Below are 16,608 nucleotides of genomic sequence, written 5' to 3' on the forward strand. Positions count from 1 at the left end.
TAGTACAGATGATAAAGGATCAAAGTATTCATCATATACATGCTCAGCTATATCTATTCCAGATACAATATTTGGATGCCTACTTGCAATATATTCTGCTATATCAAACTCTTTTGTCCCTAATTTAACCTCTTCATTATATACATATACTTTTCTAGATGATGGATTAATAATTAAAGGACCAACTTCGATATTTGGATTTGTTCTACCATAAAATCTTCTTATCACAGCTTGTATCCTTGCTCTTAGCTCTATAATTTGAAATGGCTTTACTATATAATCATCAGCCCCTAGATCAAGACCTCTTGCTAATTCAGTTACCTCATCTCTTGCTGTAACGATTATTACCGGAATATCTAACTTATTACTTCTGAAAAACTCTAGTATACTTATTCCATCTTTATCAGGTAAATTTAAATCCAGTAAAATAACATCATACTCATTGATGAATGCCTTTTCTTCTCCATCAAATCCATTATTTGCCACGTCTACCACTAGACCTTCATTTTCTAATCCTACTTTCATATTATAAGAAAGTTCTTTATTGTCCTCTATTATTAATACTCTCATATAATTTTCTCCTAAATATCCATTGATAATTATAGTACAACCTCTTACTTTCTATCTTTAATGTTATACAATTATTATATCTAATATAATAAAATAATTGCATCTATCATATATATCACTATAATCAAATAGTATAAAATAAAAACACAAATAGTGCTAGTTTAGATAACTACCAACTAGTTTTATTTGTGCTCTAAATTTAGAATTTTATGTTTTATATATTTTTATTACTTATCTATCTCTACCATACCACTTTCAAGTAGCTTAGCTTTTTCTTCTTCCGTTAGAGGCTTCATATCTGATGGGGCTTCTAATTTACCATCAGTATTATTAGGTACATTTGATTGTTCCTTACATCCTACTGCTCCTAATGCTATCATTCCTGCTATTAATACCATAGATAACTTTTTATTAAATTTCATTTTATTACTCCTCCTTGAATTTTTATTAATTTATAATTTATATTTGCTTATTCTGATTTTAGGGCTACTATTGGCTGTAACTTAGATGCTTTATTAGCTGGAGATATACCAAATATCACTCCCATAAGTACTGCAAATCCTACTGATGCAAATACAACATTCCATGCTATATACGAATCTGCATTCATTGATTTTAATATTGGAAAAGATCCAAATATACCAATTGTTGCTCCTATAAAACCTCCTATAAAGCTTATAGTCAATGACTCTACTAGGAACTGTATCAATATAAACTTCCTAGGTGATCCTAATGCTTTTCTTATACCTATCTCTTTAGTTCTTTCTGTTACAGATACGAGCATCATATTCATTATCCCTATTCCAGCTACAAACAGTGACACACTAGCAATTGCTCCAACCATTAAATTCATAGTTGCATCCATCGATTTTTGCGCATCTATCATTTCCTTATTACTTCTTACATCTAAGTCTCTTTGATTTATTCCTTTTGATGTAAAGTGATTATTTATCTCTAGCATTGCTTTCCTTATATTGTCTACTGATTTAACTTGTATATTTAGCTTTCCTATATCACTTATACCTAAGTCAATTTGAGCAGTCTTATAAGGCATATATATACTTATATCTTCTGTTGATTCATAACTATCTCCATAAGGAGCTAATACACCTACAACTTTATATGGAATAGCATTAATTATTACTACTTTTCCTATCGGATCTTCTTTAGGAAATAATTTTTTAGATACTGAGCTACCTAGAACTATAACTTTAGTTGATAAGTCATTATCTACTGGCATTATAAATCTTCCTTTATCTAGCTTACCTCCATTTAATTGTATAAATTTCCAATCTGTGCCAACTATATTTTGATTTTCATCTTTTTTGTTATAACTTACAACTGATGATTTACTTATTTCTGGAGATATTTCCTTTATTTCAGACATTCTCTTAAGTTGAATTATATCTCCCTCTGTAATTTTTCTATCTTGACTATATATACTTGTTGTAATTAAATCTAGTGGCTTTGACTCCATACTTTTATTAATACTTTGCCTACTACCTATAGATATAGTAACGAATAGAATTACACTTGCCGTACCAATTGCTATACCTAACATAGTAAGGAATGATCGTAATTTATTGGATTTAATTTCACCTAATGCCATCTTGACTATTTGGAAAAGATTCATATACGATACCTCCTATTCAAATATTTCACCGTCTTTTATTCGTATCAATCTCTTAGCATTTTTAGCAATATCCATGTCATGAGTTATCATAACTATAGTTTTTCCTTCTTTATTAAGTTTTTCTAATATTTCAAGTATCTCTTTACTTGTTTTACTATCTAATGCTCCTGTTGGCTCATCAGCTAATAGTATCTGTGGGTTTGTAGCCAAAGCTCTAGCAATCGCTACTCTTTGTTGCTGACCACCAGATAATTGGTTAGGTCTATGATATTTTCTACTCTCTAGACCAACTTTAGCTAAGCATTCTGTAGCTATTTCCCTTCTCTCCTTAGGACTTTTCCCTTGGTATATAAGTGGTAACTCTACATTTTCTAGGGATGATAGTTTATTTAACAGATTGAAGTTTTGGAATATAAATCCAATTGTTTTGTTTCTTACTGAACTCAACTCATCTTCACTTAAAGATTTGATACTTTTTCCGTCCAGAATGTATTCCCCTTCATCCGATAAATCTAGACATCCAATAATATTCATAAAAGTAGATTTTCCAGAACCTGATGGACCAATTATAGATACAAATTGACCTTTTTTAATATCTAAAGATACCTTTTTTAAAATAGTAACGTTCTCTTCCCCCAAGCTATAAGACTTTACTAAATCTCTAGCTTGGATTACATATTCGCTCATAGTTTTACCTCTCTACTTCCCACTACCTGAAACATTTATTGGTAATGATAGATTTATTTTTTCTCCTTCTGATAAACCATTTGTAATCTCTATATACTCTGAATCAGTTATTCCTATGTCTACATATTTTTTTTCATTAGTATCTGCTACTATAACATAGTATCCTTTTTCATCTTTTTGTACAGATGATACTGGTACTTTTACTATATCTTTCTTTTCGCTAACTAAAATGGTTGCAGTTACAGCCATACCATCTCTTAAGTCACCTATAATCAGGTCATTTTCTGTAACCCAACCACTTGTTTCGATATCTACTTCTACTTTGTACCATTTATCCTTTTTGTCTATGATTTTAACATCTTCATTTTGAGTTAACTTCATAAGGTTTTTACTTCCTGCTGAATTACTTGCTTTGAGATTTATATCTGATTTAGATATTTTTGCATGCTCATTTTCTTTATTTATACCCTTTAGTGCTACGCTGTCTTTTGATATCCATCCTTCCGTTCCATCTTCTAGCTTAATTTTCATCCAACTATTTTTTCTTTCTAATATTTCAAAATTTTTACCTTTTTCTATTTTAGCCACAGTTTCATATTCTTTAGTCGGACCTTTTCTTACATTTGTCTCATTATATTTATTTTCTCCTGTTTCAAGTATTCTCTTTGGTATTGATACCGTTACAATATAAGATGCATTCTCTCCTTCTTCTGATTTATTTGATATATCTACTATTTTCCCTTTTATTATATCTTCTGGAAATGCCTTTGCTTTTATTTCTACAGTTTGATTTAGTTGTACTTTAGATATATCATACTCATTTAATTTTAGTGTAAGCTTTAGATCATTAAGATTTGAACCTTCGCTATCGATAAGTGTAACCTTTCCGCCAATTGATATAGTTACTCTTAAATCGCCCTTTTCACTGCTTACGTTGTTCATTGATGCAATAGTTGCTATTTCTTGCTGATTCTTTTCTTCCATTTGATTTATTCCCACAAATGCTCCTGCACCTAGTATACTTAGTGATACCACTCCAATAACTATTAACTTTTTTGGTTTTTTCATAACTAATCTCCTTAAATATTTTCATCGCTATAAATTAAATTTTATATTAGTTCATTTTTTTCTTTTATTAACCCTTTGCTCGATATGAGTATATCATTCTAATGTTAATCTATTGTTTACGGTAGTTATTATCTAACTTATTCTATATTAATAAAAAAGAGCATTGCTAAATAACCAATGCTCTTCGCTGACTTGCAATTATATACATCACCACATGATGTTTATATTATTGACTTTGTTTCTACCCCTACTTATTCTGAAATTTGTGAAGACCTTTATTTAATTGATTAGTGTCTAATCTCAATACTATTCTCATTGCAAACCACATAGCTACTAATCCTCCTTCTAAAATTATTAGAAGAACTACATTTGCCCACATTGGTATACCTACAAACCATTTGAATATAATTGCTGAACCTATGAATAATAAATTAGAGCAAATACCCCATATAATTGTTCGATTAATCTCTTGTGCTCTATTTAAATCCCTATCCATAGGAAAACATGCTCTTTCAATAGCTGCTACTATAAATGAGACAACGACCATCTCAAATATTGTTATTATCTTAATACTGTCTCCTCCAAGCAATAACTGTATGATACAAGCAAAAAATAATAGAGCTATAGTATAAATAGACATATGAAGCTTTACATCTATTCCCCATCTATAAAATTTTAAGAACTCTCTCATATTTAACCATCCTCTCATTAATTTATAATCCAAGACGTTGTCTTAGTATAGGTGCATAGTGACGAGAAACTATTACCTTTTCTTCATTTTTAATTTTGGCTTCTATTCTACCTGCTGCACAACTTCGTAGTGAGGAGATATGATGTAAATTCACAACCATAGACTTACTTATTCGGCAAAAACCTACGTCCTCATAGCTAGCCTCAAGTTCTCCTAAGTTAAAAGTAGTCTGATAAATCGCATTTTCACAATAAAGGAACATCTTTTCATCAACTGATTCTGCATAAAGAATATCTTCTGGCGATAGAAATTCTAACTTATGCTTTTCTTGCCAAGCACATATTTTCTGTGTACGAGATTTTAAGAATCCTAGAATATGAAGAATCTCTTCATCGATACTTTTACATTTTAGTATAATTTCATTTTCATCTGTGTCACAGTGCTGAACCGTTATCTTCATCTTACACCTCCTTTTATTAGTGTTTAAAATAATAGTATGATTTTTAATATTTAGTTGCAATATGTGTACCTGTAAGATGCTAATACTTAACTCCAAGATACATTTTTTATTATTAAACCTATGTACTTTCCTATTCTATCATGCTAAATAACGCTTTTCGTATTCTAACCGTAAAATCTTACTATTAATATATAAAAATAACCGCCCCAAGATATTACTATCTTAAGCCGGTTGTTATATATATTGATTGATATTTACTATATCTATATACCTTGCTGTAAGCAAGTTTTCAAATCATCGTCAGGAGTACTTATTGGTCTTATATTAAATGTGTCTACTAAGTATTGAAGTACATTCGGACTTAAAAATGCAGGAAGCGTGGGACCTAAGTATATTCCATTTATGCCTAAAGATAAAAGCGCTAACAAGTCAGCTACTGCTTTTTGCTCATACCAAGATAAAATTATTGATATAGGTAATCCATTTACATCTGTATCGAATGCATCTGCAAGTGCTGTAGCAATTCTAACAGCTGAATATGCATCATTGCATTGACCAATATCCAATAATCGTGGCAATCCTGCTACTTCACCAAATTCCAATTTATTGAATCTATATTTACCACATGCTAGTGTTAATATTACACAATCTTCAGGTACTTTTTTAGCAAATTCAGTATAGTAATTTCTACCTGGTCTTGCTCCATCACATCCTCCAATTAAGAAGAAATGTCTTAACTTACCTTCTTTTACTGCATTTACTATAGTATCAGCATGACTTAAAGTAGCATGGTGACCAAATCCTACTAATATCTCATGTGGCTCTTGATCTTCCTTGTATCCGCCTAGTTCCAATGCTTTGCTTATTATTTCACTGAAATCTTTTTTACCCTCTTCATTTTTTCCAATATGTTTTACGCCATCCCAACCTACAACACTAGTACTAAAGATCCTATCTTTATAACTATCCCTTGGTCTCATAAGACAGTTTGTAGTCATAAGTATACATCCCGGTATATTATCAAATTCCTTTTGTTGATCTTGCCATGCTCCACCGAAGTTTCCTACTAGATGTGAATATTTTTTTAACTCTGGATATCCATGACAAGGTATCATTTCACCATGTGTGTATATATTAATTCCTTTTCCTTCTGTTTGTTCAAGAATCATTTGAAGATCTTTTAGATCATGTCCTGAAACTACTATAAATGGGCCTTTTTTAAGATGTACATTTACCTTATGAGGTGATGGATTTTTGTAAACTGTAGTGTTAGCTTCATCTAGTTTTTGCATTACAGCAACACTCATATCTCCAGTTCTCATAGTCCATCTTATTAAGTCTTCTACAGATAAACTATCATCAGTAGTTGCTTCAAGTGCTCTTATGTAAAAATTATCTACTTGGTTACTAAAATATCCTAACTCTCTTGATTGATGACCATAAGCGCTTATTCCCTTTAATCCATATACTATAGTTTGTCTTAGAGAACGAATATCTGGATCTAATTCTTTATCGTACATTATACCTGCTTTTACAGCATCCTTAAGCATTTGAGCCTTAGTATCACTCAGATTATATGTAGCGTGTTCTGTATCATTTTTAATACTTCCGACCTTACTTCTTAAACCTTCTTTTATTTTTTGAGATTGTTTTAACATTTCAACATGAACATCAGCGTCAAAATTTACATTAGTTAATGTAGTAAACAAAGAATTTTCTACAAAGCTAACTATATCTTTATCTATATTTTCATCTTTTTTGATAAGCTCATTAGCATAGCAACTTATTCCTTTTATCTGATATATAAGTAAGTCTTGAAGTCCAGCTATCTCTGGAGTTTTTCCACACACACCCATTTTAGTGCATCCCTTACCTCCTGCAGTCTGCTCACATTGATAGCAAAACATTGGGTATTCTAAATCCATATTATTTCCCATACCAATCCTCCTATTGTTCTTTTTCTTCACAATAAAAGTATTACCATATACCAAACAAAATATATTCGTATATTGTATTTTATTTGTTTATTTCACCTACATTACATACTGATAATCCTAAATGTAAATCTCTTTATTTAATAAACTTATAGGCTACACGTCGTATTTTCTAACATATACTTGCTACGAATTACTATGCATATATATCAGACAATTCCATCTTTATTCTTTCAATCATATTATCGTCTACTTTATCGTGTGATAAATCTAACTCTTCATTCTCGTTGATTTTATTTGGTATAGATACGATGAATTCACTGCCTTTACCTAGCTCGCTTCTGACCGCTATAGTACCTTGATGAATTTCAATTAAAGACTTACATAAAGCTAGACCAACACTGCTACCTTCTCCTACTTTAGTTAATCTATTTTCAACATTTGAAAAACTATCAAATATATGGTCAATTCTATTATCATCTATTCCTATTCCTGTATCCTTAACAGATATATTAATGTATTCTCTCTTATCCTCTATACTTACTAGTACGCTACCACCATGTTTATTAAACTTTATCGCATTAGATATTAAGTTTAATATTATCCTCTCTATTTTGCTTATATCAAAGCTGATTACCTTTTCTTCAATATTTGTATCAAATATTAAGCTTATATCATTAAATGTTTTGTATCCATTAATCAATTCGCATATTGATTCAACAAAGTTAACTATCTCATAATTTCTTGGACTAAAATCTGTGCATCTTGTTTGGAAATTTGTTAGATCTATAAAGTTATTGGACAATTTTAATAATCTCAGGCAGTTTGTACTTATGAGTTGGAGGCAATTTATAAAGCAATCTTTACAGTTCTCTATATCGCATTTATTGCATTTATGATCTAGTAATTGTATTGAACTAAGAATCATATTTAAAGGAGTCCTAAATTCATGCTTCATATTAGCAAAAAATCCCTCTCTTAATTTATCTAGTTCCTTTCTATAAGACACATCTTTCATTATCCCTAATATTCCATTAACATTACCACTATCATCAAATGATGGCAATTTGGTTATCTCTACAAGTAGCTTTTCTCCATCTGACTTAACTATAGTCTGATCATAAATAACAGGTTTCTTATTGTTGATCACTTCGCTATCTCGTACCCTACCTATATTAGATAACTTAGGAAGTATGTTTAATGTATTATAAGTCTTACCAAGTATCTCTTCCTGTGTCTTACCTATAAATTCATTAGCATAGCTTTTATTACAATATATATTTTTGTCTTCTAAATCTCTATAAAAAATATAATCTGGTATCATATCTAAAAGTGATTCTAATATATCTTTTGAATAATTCTGTTCCACTAAGTTCCCCCCCTATTTTCTCTTCATAAAAAAAGATTGTTTTTATAACAATCTATTAATTTTCAATCAGGATTTATGTTTTCTAAATTAATATAACCCCTATATATTCACGAACTTTCTCGTATAAACCCTCTAGTTGATATGGAATATAAAATTGTTGTTTTAGTATAATATTTACTCTTCTTCATAGAGACGTTTGATATCTCTTACTAAAATTTCTACTATTATGTCTAGAGCATGATATTCTTCAGGTAATTCTTTTCTAATCACTTCTAATTTATCAGTCAATGTTAATTCCGAATCCATCTATATCCCTCCTATTGTACTATTTTATATCCACATTGAGGAATTATCAATACACAATGCGTATTTTTTCCATTTAATTCTATATATTTATCAATAATTTTACATTATATTACAGTTATTTGCGTGACTTGCTTTATTTTATAATAAAACATTGAGGAAAAATTAATCAAAATATATACTATAAATAAGGTGGTGACAATAAATGAACGAAAGATTAAAGATCCTTAGAAAACAATTAGGTCTTTCCCAAAAGGAATTTGGAGAAAAAATACATTTATCAGTTAGCCAAATTTCATCTTATGAAAATAAATCTAGAAATATCCCTGAACGAAGTATATTAAATATCATCAGAGAATTTAATGTAAGCTCAAATTGGATTAGATTTGGAACAGGTGATATTTTTAATAGTGATTTATGCTCTACTAGCGACTTAATAAAAAAAATAAACTCTCTATCAAAGGAAGATCAACAATTCATTAACAGAATTATTGATTGTCTATATAATTCTTCATCTAATAGTAAAATATTAGATAGGTAAATATATAAATATATTTATTTTCCTTATATCCTACAAAGCAATTTAAAATTCGAGATATCATGTATTATTAATTATCCCTACCTTAATATGTTCTTAAAAATAAAAAAAGCATCTGTACCTTATGGTCTTGATGCTTTTTACAATATTATTTAAATGATACTACTTCTTATATATTTTCTAATGTAAAAGTAGTACTTCTTCTATCTTTTAAGTTTTGTTTTTGCACTTATAATATCTTCAACTACATAACCTAATCCCATGCCTATAAAACATCCAACAGTTCCCCACATAAAATTATCAGTTATAAATCCAATAGCCATCCCTATTATCATTCCGCCCATCATTAACTTAGTTGATAAATCATTGTCTTCTTCATTATCATACTCTTCATCCTTAGATTTATTATTTGTTTCTTCTGAAAGTTTATCTATTCCACTTACACCTTTACATTTATCTACACATTCATTAAGTACCAAATCATCCAAAGTTACATTGAATAGGTTTCTCAATAATACAAGATTATCTATATCTGGATATGTCTTACCTGCTTCCCACTTAGATACAGCCTGTCGTGATATATTTAGCATCTCTGCAAGCTGTTCTTGTGATAACTTTCTTTCTTTTCTTAGCTTCTTTAAATTATCTCCAAAATACAATCTAGTCACCTCATCTCAAATTAAATTATATTTACTTTTTCATCTATACACAATCATTTTATAGTTGCTTTTCTGATAACTAGTTCGTCAACTAATAGTTGCAAACTTGATTTTTCAACACTTCACATAGTTTATTCTATACATACCTCTACTTTTTCACTATAAATTTCCTAATCTATACTTCTTTCTTATACTTGTTGTTCTGAGTAGTTTTGAGTATTTCCTCGGAAATATGTCAATTAACATGATTATACTACAAGAATTAAATAACTATAATAAAACATAAATAGACGCAAAATAAAGGTCCGCCTTATTCATTAGGCAGACCTTTATTTATTAAATATTTTATTATATATTCATTTTTATTTTTCTTTAAATATTATTCTCGCTCGAATCTCTAAGAATATATAAAAAATATACTAATCAAATGCTGAAAATTATAATATTATTTGATATATTATAACTTTTATAAATTCTTTCTAATAGGTATCCAAACTTCAAATTTAGAATTGGCAGGGTCTTGGTTTAAATATACTTCAATATCTGGTGCATCTGCATATTCATAGCCAGATGTTGGTAACCATTCTGTAATTGCTCTTTTTTCAATGTCTTGAATTGCAGTTGGCATAGGCCCTTCTCCAGGGAAAACCGCCCAAGTACATGCTGGTATTATATATTCAGTCATACCACCTACTATTTCTTTATTTGTTTCTGTAGCTATATAATATTCCCATTTATCTAAGTTATCCATACAAGCACTGACTCCTAATATGCCTTTAGAGTTTGAATCCATAAGAGAAACTATCTTATTCAGATTCCCATTTTGAGCTACATCCTGCCATAGCTTTGGTACAGTTTTAAAGTTATCCTCAACATTTTTTTCTAATAAACATTTTACTCCTACAATTCTCATTTCTTCTTTTTTTACTATACTATAATTCATTTCCTCTACTCCTTTTATTGTTATTTTAAAACTAATAGGAGGATATGCCTTTAGGAAGGTTCCTTCTTTTTGTGCGATTGAAGGTGATACTTGATGTATCTTCTGAAAAGCTCTGTTAAACGCTGTAGGTGATTCATATCCATATCGCAGAGCCACATCAATTACCTTCTCTCCACCTTGCAAATCAAAAGCAGCCTTCGTCAATCTTCTATTTCTTATATACTCTGACAGTGGTACTCCTGCTATATATGAAAACATACGTTGAAAATGATATACTGTACAGCAAGCAATTTTTGCTGCATTCTCATATTCAATTTCTCCATCTAAGTTCCCTTCAATATATTCTAGTGCTTCATTTAACTTATCTAACCATTCCATTAAGCCATCTCCTTATAAATACAAGTATAGTAAATCATTAATTTAAAAACCTCTCATTTGCTGCACAAATATGAGAGGTCTTTAAATCTATATAACTTAGAACCTAAACTCTATTTTTTATAAATTTCTTTAATATAAATATATCCTCAAACTTTTTTTCATTCAATATTTCATGTGTAACAAACTCTCCATCATGATACAAGCTATATGTTGTAAAAGGTTTAGATGAACTTTGAGCCTGCTCTTTATTTTCATACCTGACTATATGTAAATCAACATTTCTATCTATTGCAAAGTTTTCAGCCATTTTTACATACTTTGAAGTAAATGGACATTGATTAGAGTAATATAAAGTAAATCCCAATTCATTATCTTTATCTTTTTTTACTGTATTTTTAAATTCAGGTATAATTATATTATTTTCAAATGGAAAATAATATAATTTATAGTATGGTTCTGATGTATCTGCCAATTTAAATCCTTTATATTCTAAATATTTCGGATCAGACAAATAGGGTCTTTTCTTATCAGAGCTTAATATAACTAATCCTTTTTTACACTTTTCTTTACTATCTATAATACATTCTTCTAGCAATCTATCACTAATACCTTGCCCCTTATATTTACCTGATACCCATAAGCAATTAATAAACATATAGTCATCTGCAATAATAGGACACCATGCATTCTCAGCAGGCATATATTCAATAAAAACTTTGCCCCTTACATTACCTTTTTTAAATACTAGACCATCATTAAATCGTTCTTTTAGCCACTCTTTCTTAGATGATACTTGAGACTCTCCTTTTTTATCAGAAAGAGCACAGCAAATATGTTCTTTATCAATATTTTTAAGATCAACTTCTACTATATCCATCGAGGTTACCTCCACAATTTCATCTTGTTTAATTATATACAGATATTACTTTTACTTGCAATGATACTTCATTCATAATTTGTACTACCTCTCTTTGATAAAAATATCTTAATCTCTAAATTATATCTTATCTTAAGTTAATATCTTACAATATTCCCTAAAAATCTCAAATATTTTATCGTTTATATAAATTAAATTAACATACCTCTTTATTAATCAGAATTTTTGTATTTTTTTGAATTCATTTGTTCTATGGTTATTATTTACAATCATCCTCTTTAAAACTTAAAATTATATTAACGAAACAAATTCATACAAAAGGGGGCTATTAAATGGCGGAAGGTATAAGTGTAAAAAATAGAACTTTGTCTAACTTCTTAGAATCAAATCTATCTGAATTAAAATCAAAGGGTCTATATAATAAAATCGACTCACTTCAAAGTTCTAACGGACCTATAATCACAATAAATAATAAAAATCTAATAAATCTATCATCAAATAATTATCTTGGATTAGCTACAAACAACAAATTAATAAAAGCTGCTAATGATGCAACAATCAAATACGGTGCTGGTGCTGGCGCTGTAAGAACAATAAATGGAACTTTAGAAGTCCATGATATTTTAGAGAAAACTATAGCAAAATTCAAAGGTACTGAATCTGCTATAGCATTCCAATCTGGATTCAACTGTAACATGGGAGCTATTCAAGCTGTTATGGATAAAAATGATGCTATATTATCCGATGAATTAAACCATGCATCAATAATAGATGGATGTAAGTTATCAGGTTCTAAAGTAATAAGATATAAGCACTCTGACATGGATGATCTAAGAGAAAAAGCTAGATCAGCAACAGAAAGCGGTCAATATAATAAAGTAATGATTATCACTGATGGAGTATTCTCTATGGATGGAGATATTGCAAAATTACCTGAAATAGTTGAAATCGCAGAAGAGTTTAACTTGATTACATATGTTGATGATGCTCATGGATCTGGTGTAACTGGAAAAGGTGCTGGTACTTGTAAACATTTTGGGGTATCTGACAAGGTAGATTTCCAAATAGGTACTCTATCTAAAGCCATAGGAGTTGTAGGTGGATACGTAGCAGGAACTAGCGACCTTATAGATTGGTTAAAGGTTAGAGGTAGACCTTTCCTTTTCTCAACTTCACTAACTCCAGGAGCTGCTGCTGCATGCACTGAGTCAATAAATATACTTATAGAAGATGATTCGTTAGTAAATAAGGTTTGGGAAAATGGAAATTATCTTAAAGCTGGATTGAAAGCTTTAGGATTTAATATAGGACATAGCGAAACGCCTATAACACCTTGTATTATAGGTGACGAAACTAAAACTCAATTATTTAGTAAGAGATTATTAGAAGAAGGTGTATATGCTAAGTCTATAGTCTTCCCTACTGTTCCAAAAGGCACTGGTAGAGTAAGAAATATGCCAACATCTGCACATACTAAAGAAATGCTAGATGAGGCTTTAGCTATATATGAAAAAGTAGGTAAGGAATTAGAAATTATATAAAGATTTCATTCTAATTATATAGGGGGGTAACTGTATGAAGAAAATACTTGTAACAGGTGCATTAGGTCAAATAGGCTCTGAGTTAACGGCGAAACTTAGAAAAGAGTATGGAACTGATAATGTAATGGCTACTGATGTTCGTATGATTGAGGGTAGCGATGTTGTAAATAATGGTATTTTTAAAACATTAGATGTCATGGATATAGAGGCTATGGGGAAATTAGCTAAAGAACATAATGCAGATACAATAATCCACTTAGCTTCTCTACTTTCTGCTGTTGGTGAGCAAAAACCTCAATTTGCTTGGAAGCTAAATATGGGTGGCTTAGTTAATGCTTTAGAAGTAACTAAAGAAACCAAAGCTACATTATTTGCACCAAGCTCTATAGCTGCCTTTGGTCCTAATTCTCCCAAAGACTTGACTCCTCAAGATACAATTCAAAGACCCAATACTATGTATGGGGTAACTAAGGTCTCTGGTGAATTATTATCAGATTATTACTTCCAAAAGTTTGGTGTAGATACAAGAAGTGTAAGATTCCCAGGACTTATATCATATGTGACTCCTCCTGGTGGTGGTACTACTGATTATGCTGTTGATATATATTATGAAGCATTAAAAAATAAGAAATACGAGTCTTTCATAGCTAAGGGAACTAAGATGGATATGATGTATATGCCTGACGCTCTTCAAGCAGTTGTTGATTTACTTGAGGCAGATACTTCTAAGTTGATACACAGAAATGCATTTAATATAACCGCTATGAATTTTGACCCAGATGAAATAGCTACTGAAATAAAAAAACATATACCTGATTTTGAATTTGGATATAATGTAGATCCCGTACGTCAAAGTATAGCTGAATCTTGGCCAAATTCTATAGACCCATCTTGTGCTGTAAATGAGTGGGGATTCAAGTTTGAGTATGATTTAAGTAAAATGACTACTGATATGCTTGAAAAACTAAAAGCAAAAGGAATTTCTAATACAGAAATTTCTATGGCTTAGATATATAAAAAGCTGCTAACTTATTGAGTTGGCAGCTTTTTATACTATTTAGTTTTAACTTATCAGTATCAGATACTGTACAAGGTTTCTAGTTATTTTTATGTAATTATCAAAATTTTATTAGTTTACTTCTATTTATTACCTTGTATCATTTGACTAAACATCTGATGTAAACCTGTACTAGCTAAACCTGAGAACATACCTCCAAGGATTATGTCCGCTGTTACAGTTTTATTTATAAAAATATTTAAAGCAAGACCTAATACTGCCATTATCAATGGTATATATTTATTAGGTATGAAGTTTAGGCTATGTTTAATCACATATCCAACACATAAACATATTCCTACTATTGTAGGTATATAAAATGTTTGTAAAAAAGTTAAGTCCATAGTTACACCTCCTATATATATAAATTTAAACTATAATTTATTAATTTTAAAATTTATAGTCTATCAATATATATGATAAAATGTGTAACATTATATTTATTTTTTAATTACTTATTTTATTATCCTCTAAGTTTATATCTGAATTTATATTTTTATGAAAATATATTATTCCTATAATGTCTGCTAAAGCCCATCCAATTGGAATAGACCACCATATACCACGTTCGCCTAGCCATGTTGATGCAAGTATATAAGCTAATATTACTCTAGTTCCTAATGATACTATTGTTAAAACTATAGATACCTTCAAGTGACCTAAACCTCTGAATAAACCGTAAAACATAAATAGAAATCCGATTAATACATAGAAAATTGATACTACCGATAAATATTCAGCTCCTAAGGATATAACTTCTATTTCGTTTTTATTTATAAATAAATACATTATATCCTTTGAGAATATTAATATCAAAGTTGATATAACTACGCAAAAAACTATTATAATCTTTATAGAACCTCTAACTCCATCTTTTACCCTATCAATTTTTCCTGCTCCCTTATTTTGAGCTACAAATGTTGAAAAAGCATTACCAAAGTCTTGTACCGGCATATATGCAATAGAGTCAACTTTAACTCCTGCTGCAAAGGCCGCCATTACAGTAGCACCAAAAGTATTTACTAAACCTTGTACAATCAATATACCAAAATTCATAATAGATTGTTGGGTCGAAGTTAATATAGAATACTTTATAACATCTCTAAATATACCTTTACTTATTCTTATATCTGATTTTTTGAAGCTTATAATTCCAACACTTTTATATACATACATGGCACTCAAAACTGCAGATGTAGCTTGTGCAATTACAGTAGCCATTGCTACTCCTCTAACACCCATGTTAAACTTCAAAACAAATACTAAGTCCAGAATTATATTTATAAGCGAAGCTATTATCAAAAAATATAAAGGTCTCTTTGAATCACCTATAGACCTTAATAGAGCTGTAGCTAAATTATAAATAAACGTGAATATTAAACCCACTATAATAATTGTTAGATACTCCTTCGAATCTTTAATAAGCTCATTTGGCATATTGAATAAACTTAATATTAAATCTATACCTAGCAAAGATATAATCATTATAATTATTGTAACTCCACCAATAAATATAAATGAAGTAAATGTAGCTTCTTTAAATTTCTCTATCTCTCCTGAACCATAAAACTGTGCAAGAATAGTTCCTACTCCCATGGTTAATCCTATTATTGTTGATGTTACAAATACAACAATAGCAAAAGATGATCCTACAGCCGCCAAAGCATTTGCACCTACAAATTTTCCAACTACAATGCTATCTACTAGATTATAAATTTGTTGAAATATATTTCCTAAAATCATTGGAAATGCGAATTTTAAAATTAATTTTCCACAATCCCCCTTAGTCATATCAATCATGTACTTATCTCCTTATAATACACTTTATGTATTAATTGTATCATTATACATATTCATCTGCACGGTCATAGAATAATCTTGATATTCTTACTCTTTTATT

General features: G+C 29.8%; 18 protein-coding genes. 3 read left to right on the forward strand and 15 right to left on the reverse strand.

Annotated features, from left to right (window positions below; translation table 11 throughout):
- From CHL78_RS13990 to CHL78_RS21365, 10 genes are all read right to left on the reverse strand, one after another.
- On the reverse strand, nucleotides 1–570 hold a 570-nt coding region (locus CHL78_RS13990; RefSeq protein ID WP_147295828.1), incomplete at its 3' end, for a response regulator transcription factor.
- Nucleotides 571–797: 227 nt separating this feature from the next.
- Nucleotides 798–992 carry a hypothetical protein gene (locus CHL78_RS13995; protein ID WP_094368840.1) on the reverse strand — a complete coding sequence of 65 codons (195 nt, stop codon included), beginning with the start codon at nucleotides 990–992 and terminating at the stop codon, nucleotides 798–800.
- A gap of 47 nt (nucleotides 993–1,039) precedes the next feature.
- Nucleotides 1,040–2,203 carry an ABC transporter permease gene (locus CHL78_RS14000; RefSeq protein ID WP_094368841.1) on the reverse strand — a complete coding sequence of 388 codons (1,164 nt, stop codon included), beginning with the start codon at nucleotides 2,201–2,203 and terminating at the stop codon, nucleotides 1,040–1,042.
- Between the two features lie 12 nt (nucleotides 2,204–2,215).
- Complete coding sequence (locus tag CHL78_RS14005; RefSeq protein WP_094368842.1) at nucleotides 2,216–2,890, reverse strand: ABC transporter ATP-binding protein; 675 nt, start codon at nucleotides 2,888–2,890, stop codon at nucleotides 2,216–2,218.
- 12 nt (nucleotides 2,891–2,902) lie between these two features.
- Nucleotides 2,903–3,958 carry an SH3 domain-containing protein gene (locus CHL78_RS14010; protein WP_094368843.1) on the reverse strand — a complete coding sequence of 352 codons (1,056 nt, stop codon included), beginning with the start codon at nucleotides 3,956–3,958 and terminating at the stop codon, nucleotides 2,903–2,905.
- Between the two features lie 247 nt (nucleotides 3,959–4,205).
- The gene (locus tag CHL78_RS14015) at nucleotides 4,206–4,649 is read right to left on the reverse strand and encodes a hypothetical protein (protein WP_094368844.1); all 444 of its coding nucleotides are present in this window, start codon (nucleotides 4,647–4,649) and stop codon (nucleotides 4,206–4,208) included.
- 22 nt (nucleotides 4,650–4,671) lie between these two features.
- The gene (locus CHL78_RS14020) at nucleotides 4,672–5,109 is read right to left on the reverse strand and encodes a LytTR family DNA-binding domain-containing protein (protein WP_094368845.1); all 438 of its coding nucleotides are present in this window, start codon (nucleotides 5,107–5,109) and stop codon (nucleotides 4,672–4,674) included.
- A gap of 263 nt (nucleotides 5,110–5,372) precedes the next feature.
- Nucleotides 5,373–7,046: a hydroxylamine reductase gene (gene hcp, locus CHL78_RS14025; protein ID WP_199534060.1), complete on the reverse strand. Its 1,674-nt coding sequence runs from the start codon at nucleotides 7,044–7,046 to the stop codon at nucleotides 5,373–5,375.
- A gap of 193 nt (nucleotides 7,047–7,239) precedes the next feature.
- The gene (locus CHL78_RS14030) at nucleotides 7,240–8,412 is read right to left on the reverse strand and encodes a PAS domain-containing sensor histidine kinase (protein WP_094368846.1); all 1,173 of its coding nucleotides are present in this window, start codon (nucleotides 8,410–8,412) and stop codon (nucleotides 7,240–7,242) included.
- 174 nt (nucleotides 8,413–8,586) lie between these two features.
- Nucleotides 8,587–8,718: a hypothetical protein gene (locus CHL78_RS21365; protein ID WP_274541857.1), complete on the reverse strand. Its 132-nt coding sequence runs from the start codon at nucleotides 8,716–8,718 to the stop codon at nucleotides 8,587–8,589.
- Nucleotides 8,719–8,920: 202 nt separating this feature from the next.
- Here CHL78_RS21365 and CHL78_RS14035 point away from each other — a divergent pair, with 202 nt between their 5' ends.
- Entirely contained in the window at nucleotides 8,921–9,256 is a 336-nt protein-coding gene (locus CHL78_RS14035; RefSeq protein ID WP_094368847.1) for a helix-turn-helix domain-containing protein, read from the forward strand.
- A gap of 200 nt (nucleotides 9,257–9,456) precedes the next feature.
- On the opposite strand, the gene CHL78_RS14040 is transcribed toward CHL78_RS14035, so the two are convergent.
- The 3 genes from CHL78_RS14040 to CHL78_RS14050 form a co-directional block, all read right to left on the reverse strand.
- Nucleotides 9,457–9,921, reverse strand: coding sequence for a helix-turn-helix domain-containing protein (locus tag CHL78_RS14040; RefSeq protein WP_243446447.1), 465 nt, complete (start codon nucleotides 9,919–9,921; stop codon nucleotides 9,457–9,459).
- Between the two features lie 457 nt (nucleotides 9,922–10,378).
- Entirely contained in the window at nucleotides 10,379–11,233 is an 855-nt protein-coding gene (locus tag CHL78_RS14045) for an AraC family transcriptional regulator (protein WP_094368849.1), read from the reverse strand.
- Between the two features lie 103 nt (nucleotides 11,234–11,336).
- Nucleotides 11,337–12,110 carry an N-acetyltransferase gene (locus tag CHL78_RS14050; RefSeq protein WP_094368850.1) on the reverse strand — a complete coding sequence of 258 codons (774 nt, stop codon included), beginning with the start codon at nucleotides 12,108–12,110 and terminating at the stop codon, nucleotides 11,337–11,339.
- 332 nt (nucleotides 12,111–12,442) lie between these two features.
- Here CHL78_RS14050 and CHL78_RS14055 point away from each other — a divergent pair, with 332 nt between their 5' ends.
- Nucleotides 12,443–13,651: a glycine C-acetyltransferase gene (locus CHL78_RS14055; RefSeq protein WP_094369823.1), complete on the forward strand. Its 1,209-nt coding sequence runs from the start codon at nucleotides 12,443–12,445 to the stop codon at nucleotides 13,649–13,651.
- Nucleotides 13,652–13,685: 34 nt separating this feature from the next.
- Nucleotides 13,686–14,660 (forward strand): L-threonine 3-dehydrogenase, encoded by a 975-nt coding sequence (locus CHL78_RS14060; protein ID WP_094369822.1) that lies wholly within the window; start codon nucleotides 13,686–13,688, stop codon nucleotides 14,658–14,660.
- A gap of 131 nt (nucleotides 14,661–14,791) precedes the next feature.
- On the opposite strand, the gene CHL78_RS14065 is transcribed toward CHL78_RS14060, so the two are convergent.
- Nucleotides 14,792–15,052: a phage holin family protein gene (locus CHL78_RS14065; RefSeq protein ID WP_094369821.1), complete on the reverse strand. Its 261-nt coding sequence runs from the start codon at nucleotides 15,050–15,052 to the stop codon at nucleotides 14,792–14,794.
- A 103-nt stretch (nucleotides 15,053–15,155) separates the two neighbouring features.
- On the reverse strand, nucleotides 15,156–16,508 hold the full coding sequence (locus CHL78_RS14070; protein WP_094369820.1) for an MATE family efflux transporter: 1,353 nt from the start codon (nucleotides 16,506–16,508) through the stop codon (nucleotides 15,156–15,158).
- Between the last annotated feature and the right edge of the window lie 100 nt (nucleotides 16,509–16,608).

This window comes from Romboutsia weinsteinii, from assembly GCF_002250835.2.
Taxonomy (GTDB): Bacteria; Bacillota; Clostridia; order Peptostreptococcales; family Peptostreptococcaceae; genus Romboutsia_A; species Romboutsia_A weinsteinii.

Excerpts from the sequence above, each read along its gene's own strand:
- CHL78_RS13995 (WP_094368840.1), bottom strand. The coding sequence starts at position 992 with ATGAAATTTAATAAAAAGTTATCTATGGTATTAATAGCAGGAATGATA.
- CHL78_RS14000 (WP_094368841.1), bottom strand. The coding sequence starts at position 2,203 with ATGAATCTTTTCCAAATAGTCAAGATGGCATTAGGTGAAATTAAATCC.
- CHL78_RS14005 (WP_094368842.1), bottom strand. The coding sequence starts at position 2,890 with ATGAGCGAATATGTAATCCAAGCTAGAGATTTAGTAAAGTCTTATAGC.
- CHL78_RS14010 (WP_094368843.1), bottom strand. The coding sequence starts at position 3,958 with ATGAAAAAACCAAAAAAGTTAATAGTTATTGGAGTGGTATCACTAAGT.
- CHL78_RS14015 (WP_094368844.1), bottom strand. The coding sequence starts at position 4,649 with ATGAGAGAGTTCTTAAAATTTTATAGATGGGGAATAGATGTAAAGCTT.
- CHL78_RS14020 (WP_094368845.1), bottom strand. The coding sequence starts at position 5,109 with ATGAAGATAACGGTTCAGCACTGTGACACAGATGAAAATGAAATTATA.
- hcp (WP_199534060.1), bottom strand. The coding sequence starts at position 7,046 with ATGGGAAATAATATGGATTTAGAATACCCAATGTTTTGCTATCAATGT.
- CHL78_RS21365 (WP_274541857.1), bottom strand. The coding sequence starts at position 8,718 with ATGGATTCGGAATTAACATTGACTGATAAATTAGAAGTGATTAGAAAA.
- CHL78_RS14035 (WP_094368847.1), top strand. The coding sequence starts at position 8,921 with ATGAACGAAAGATTAAAGATCCTTAGAAAACAATTAGGTCTTTCCCAA.
- CHL78_RS14045 (WP_094368849.1), bottom strand. The coding sequence starts at position 11,233 with ATGGAATGGTTAGATAAGTTAAATGAAGCACTAGAATATATTGAAGGG.
- CHL78_RS14050 (WP_094368850.1), bottom strand. The coding sequence starts at position 12,110 with ATGGATATAGTAGAAGTTGATCTTAAAAATATTGATAAAGAACATATT.
- CHL78_RS14055 (WP_094369823.1), top strand. The coding sequence starts at position 12,443 with ATGGCGGAAGGTATAAGTGTAAAAAATAGAACTTTGTCTAACTTCTTA.
- CHL78_RS14060 (WP_094369822.1), top strand. The coding sequence starts at position 13,686 with ATGAAGAAAATACTTGTAACAGGTGCATTAGGTCAAATAGGCTCTGAG.
- CHL78_RS14065 (WP_094369821.1), bottom strand. The coding sequence starts at position 15,052 with ATGGACTTAACTTTTTTACAAACATTTTATATACCTACAATAGTAGGA.
- CHL78_RS14070 (WP_094369820.1), bottom strand. The coding sequence starts at position 16,508 with ATGATTGATATGACTAAGGGGGATTGTGGAAAATTAATTTTAAAATTC.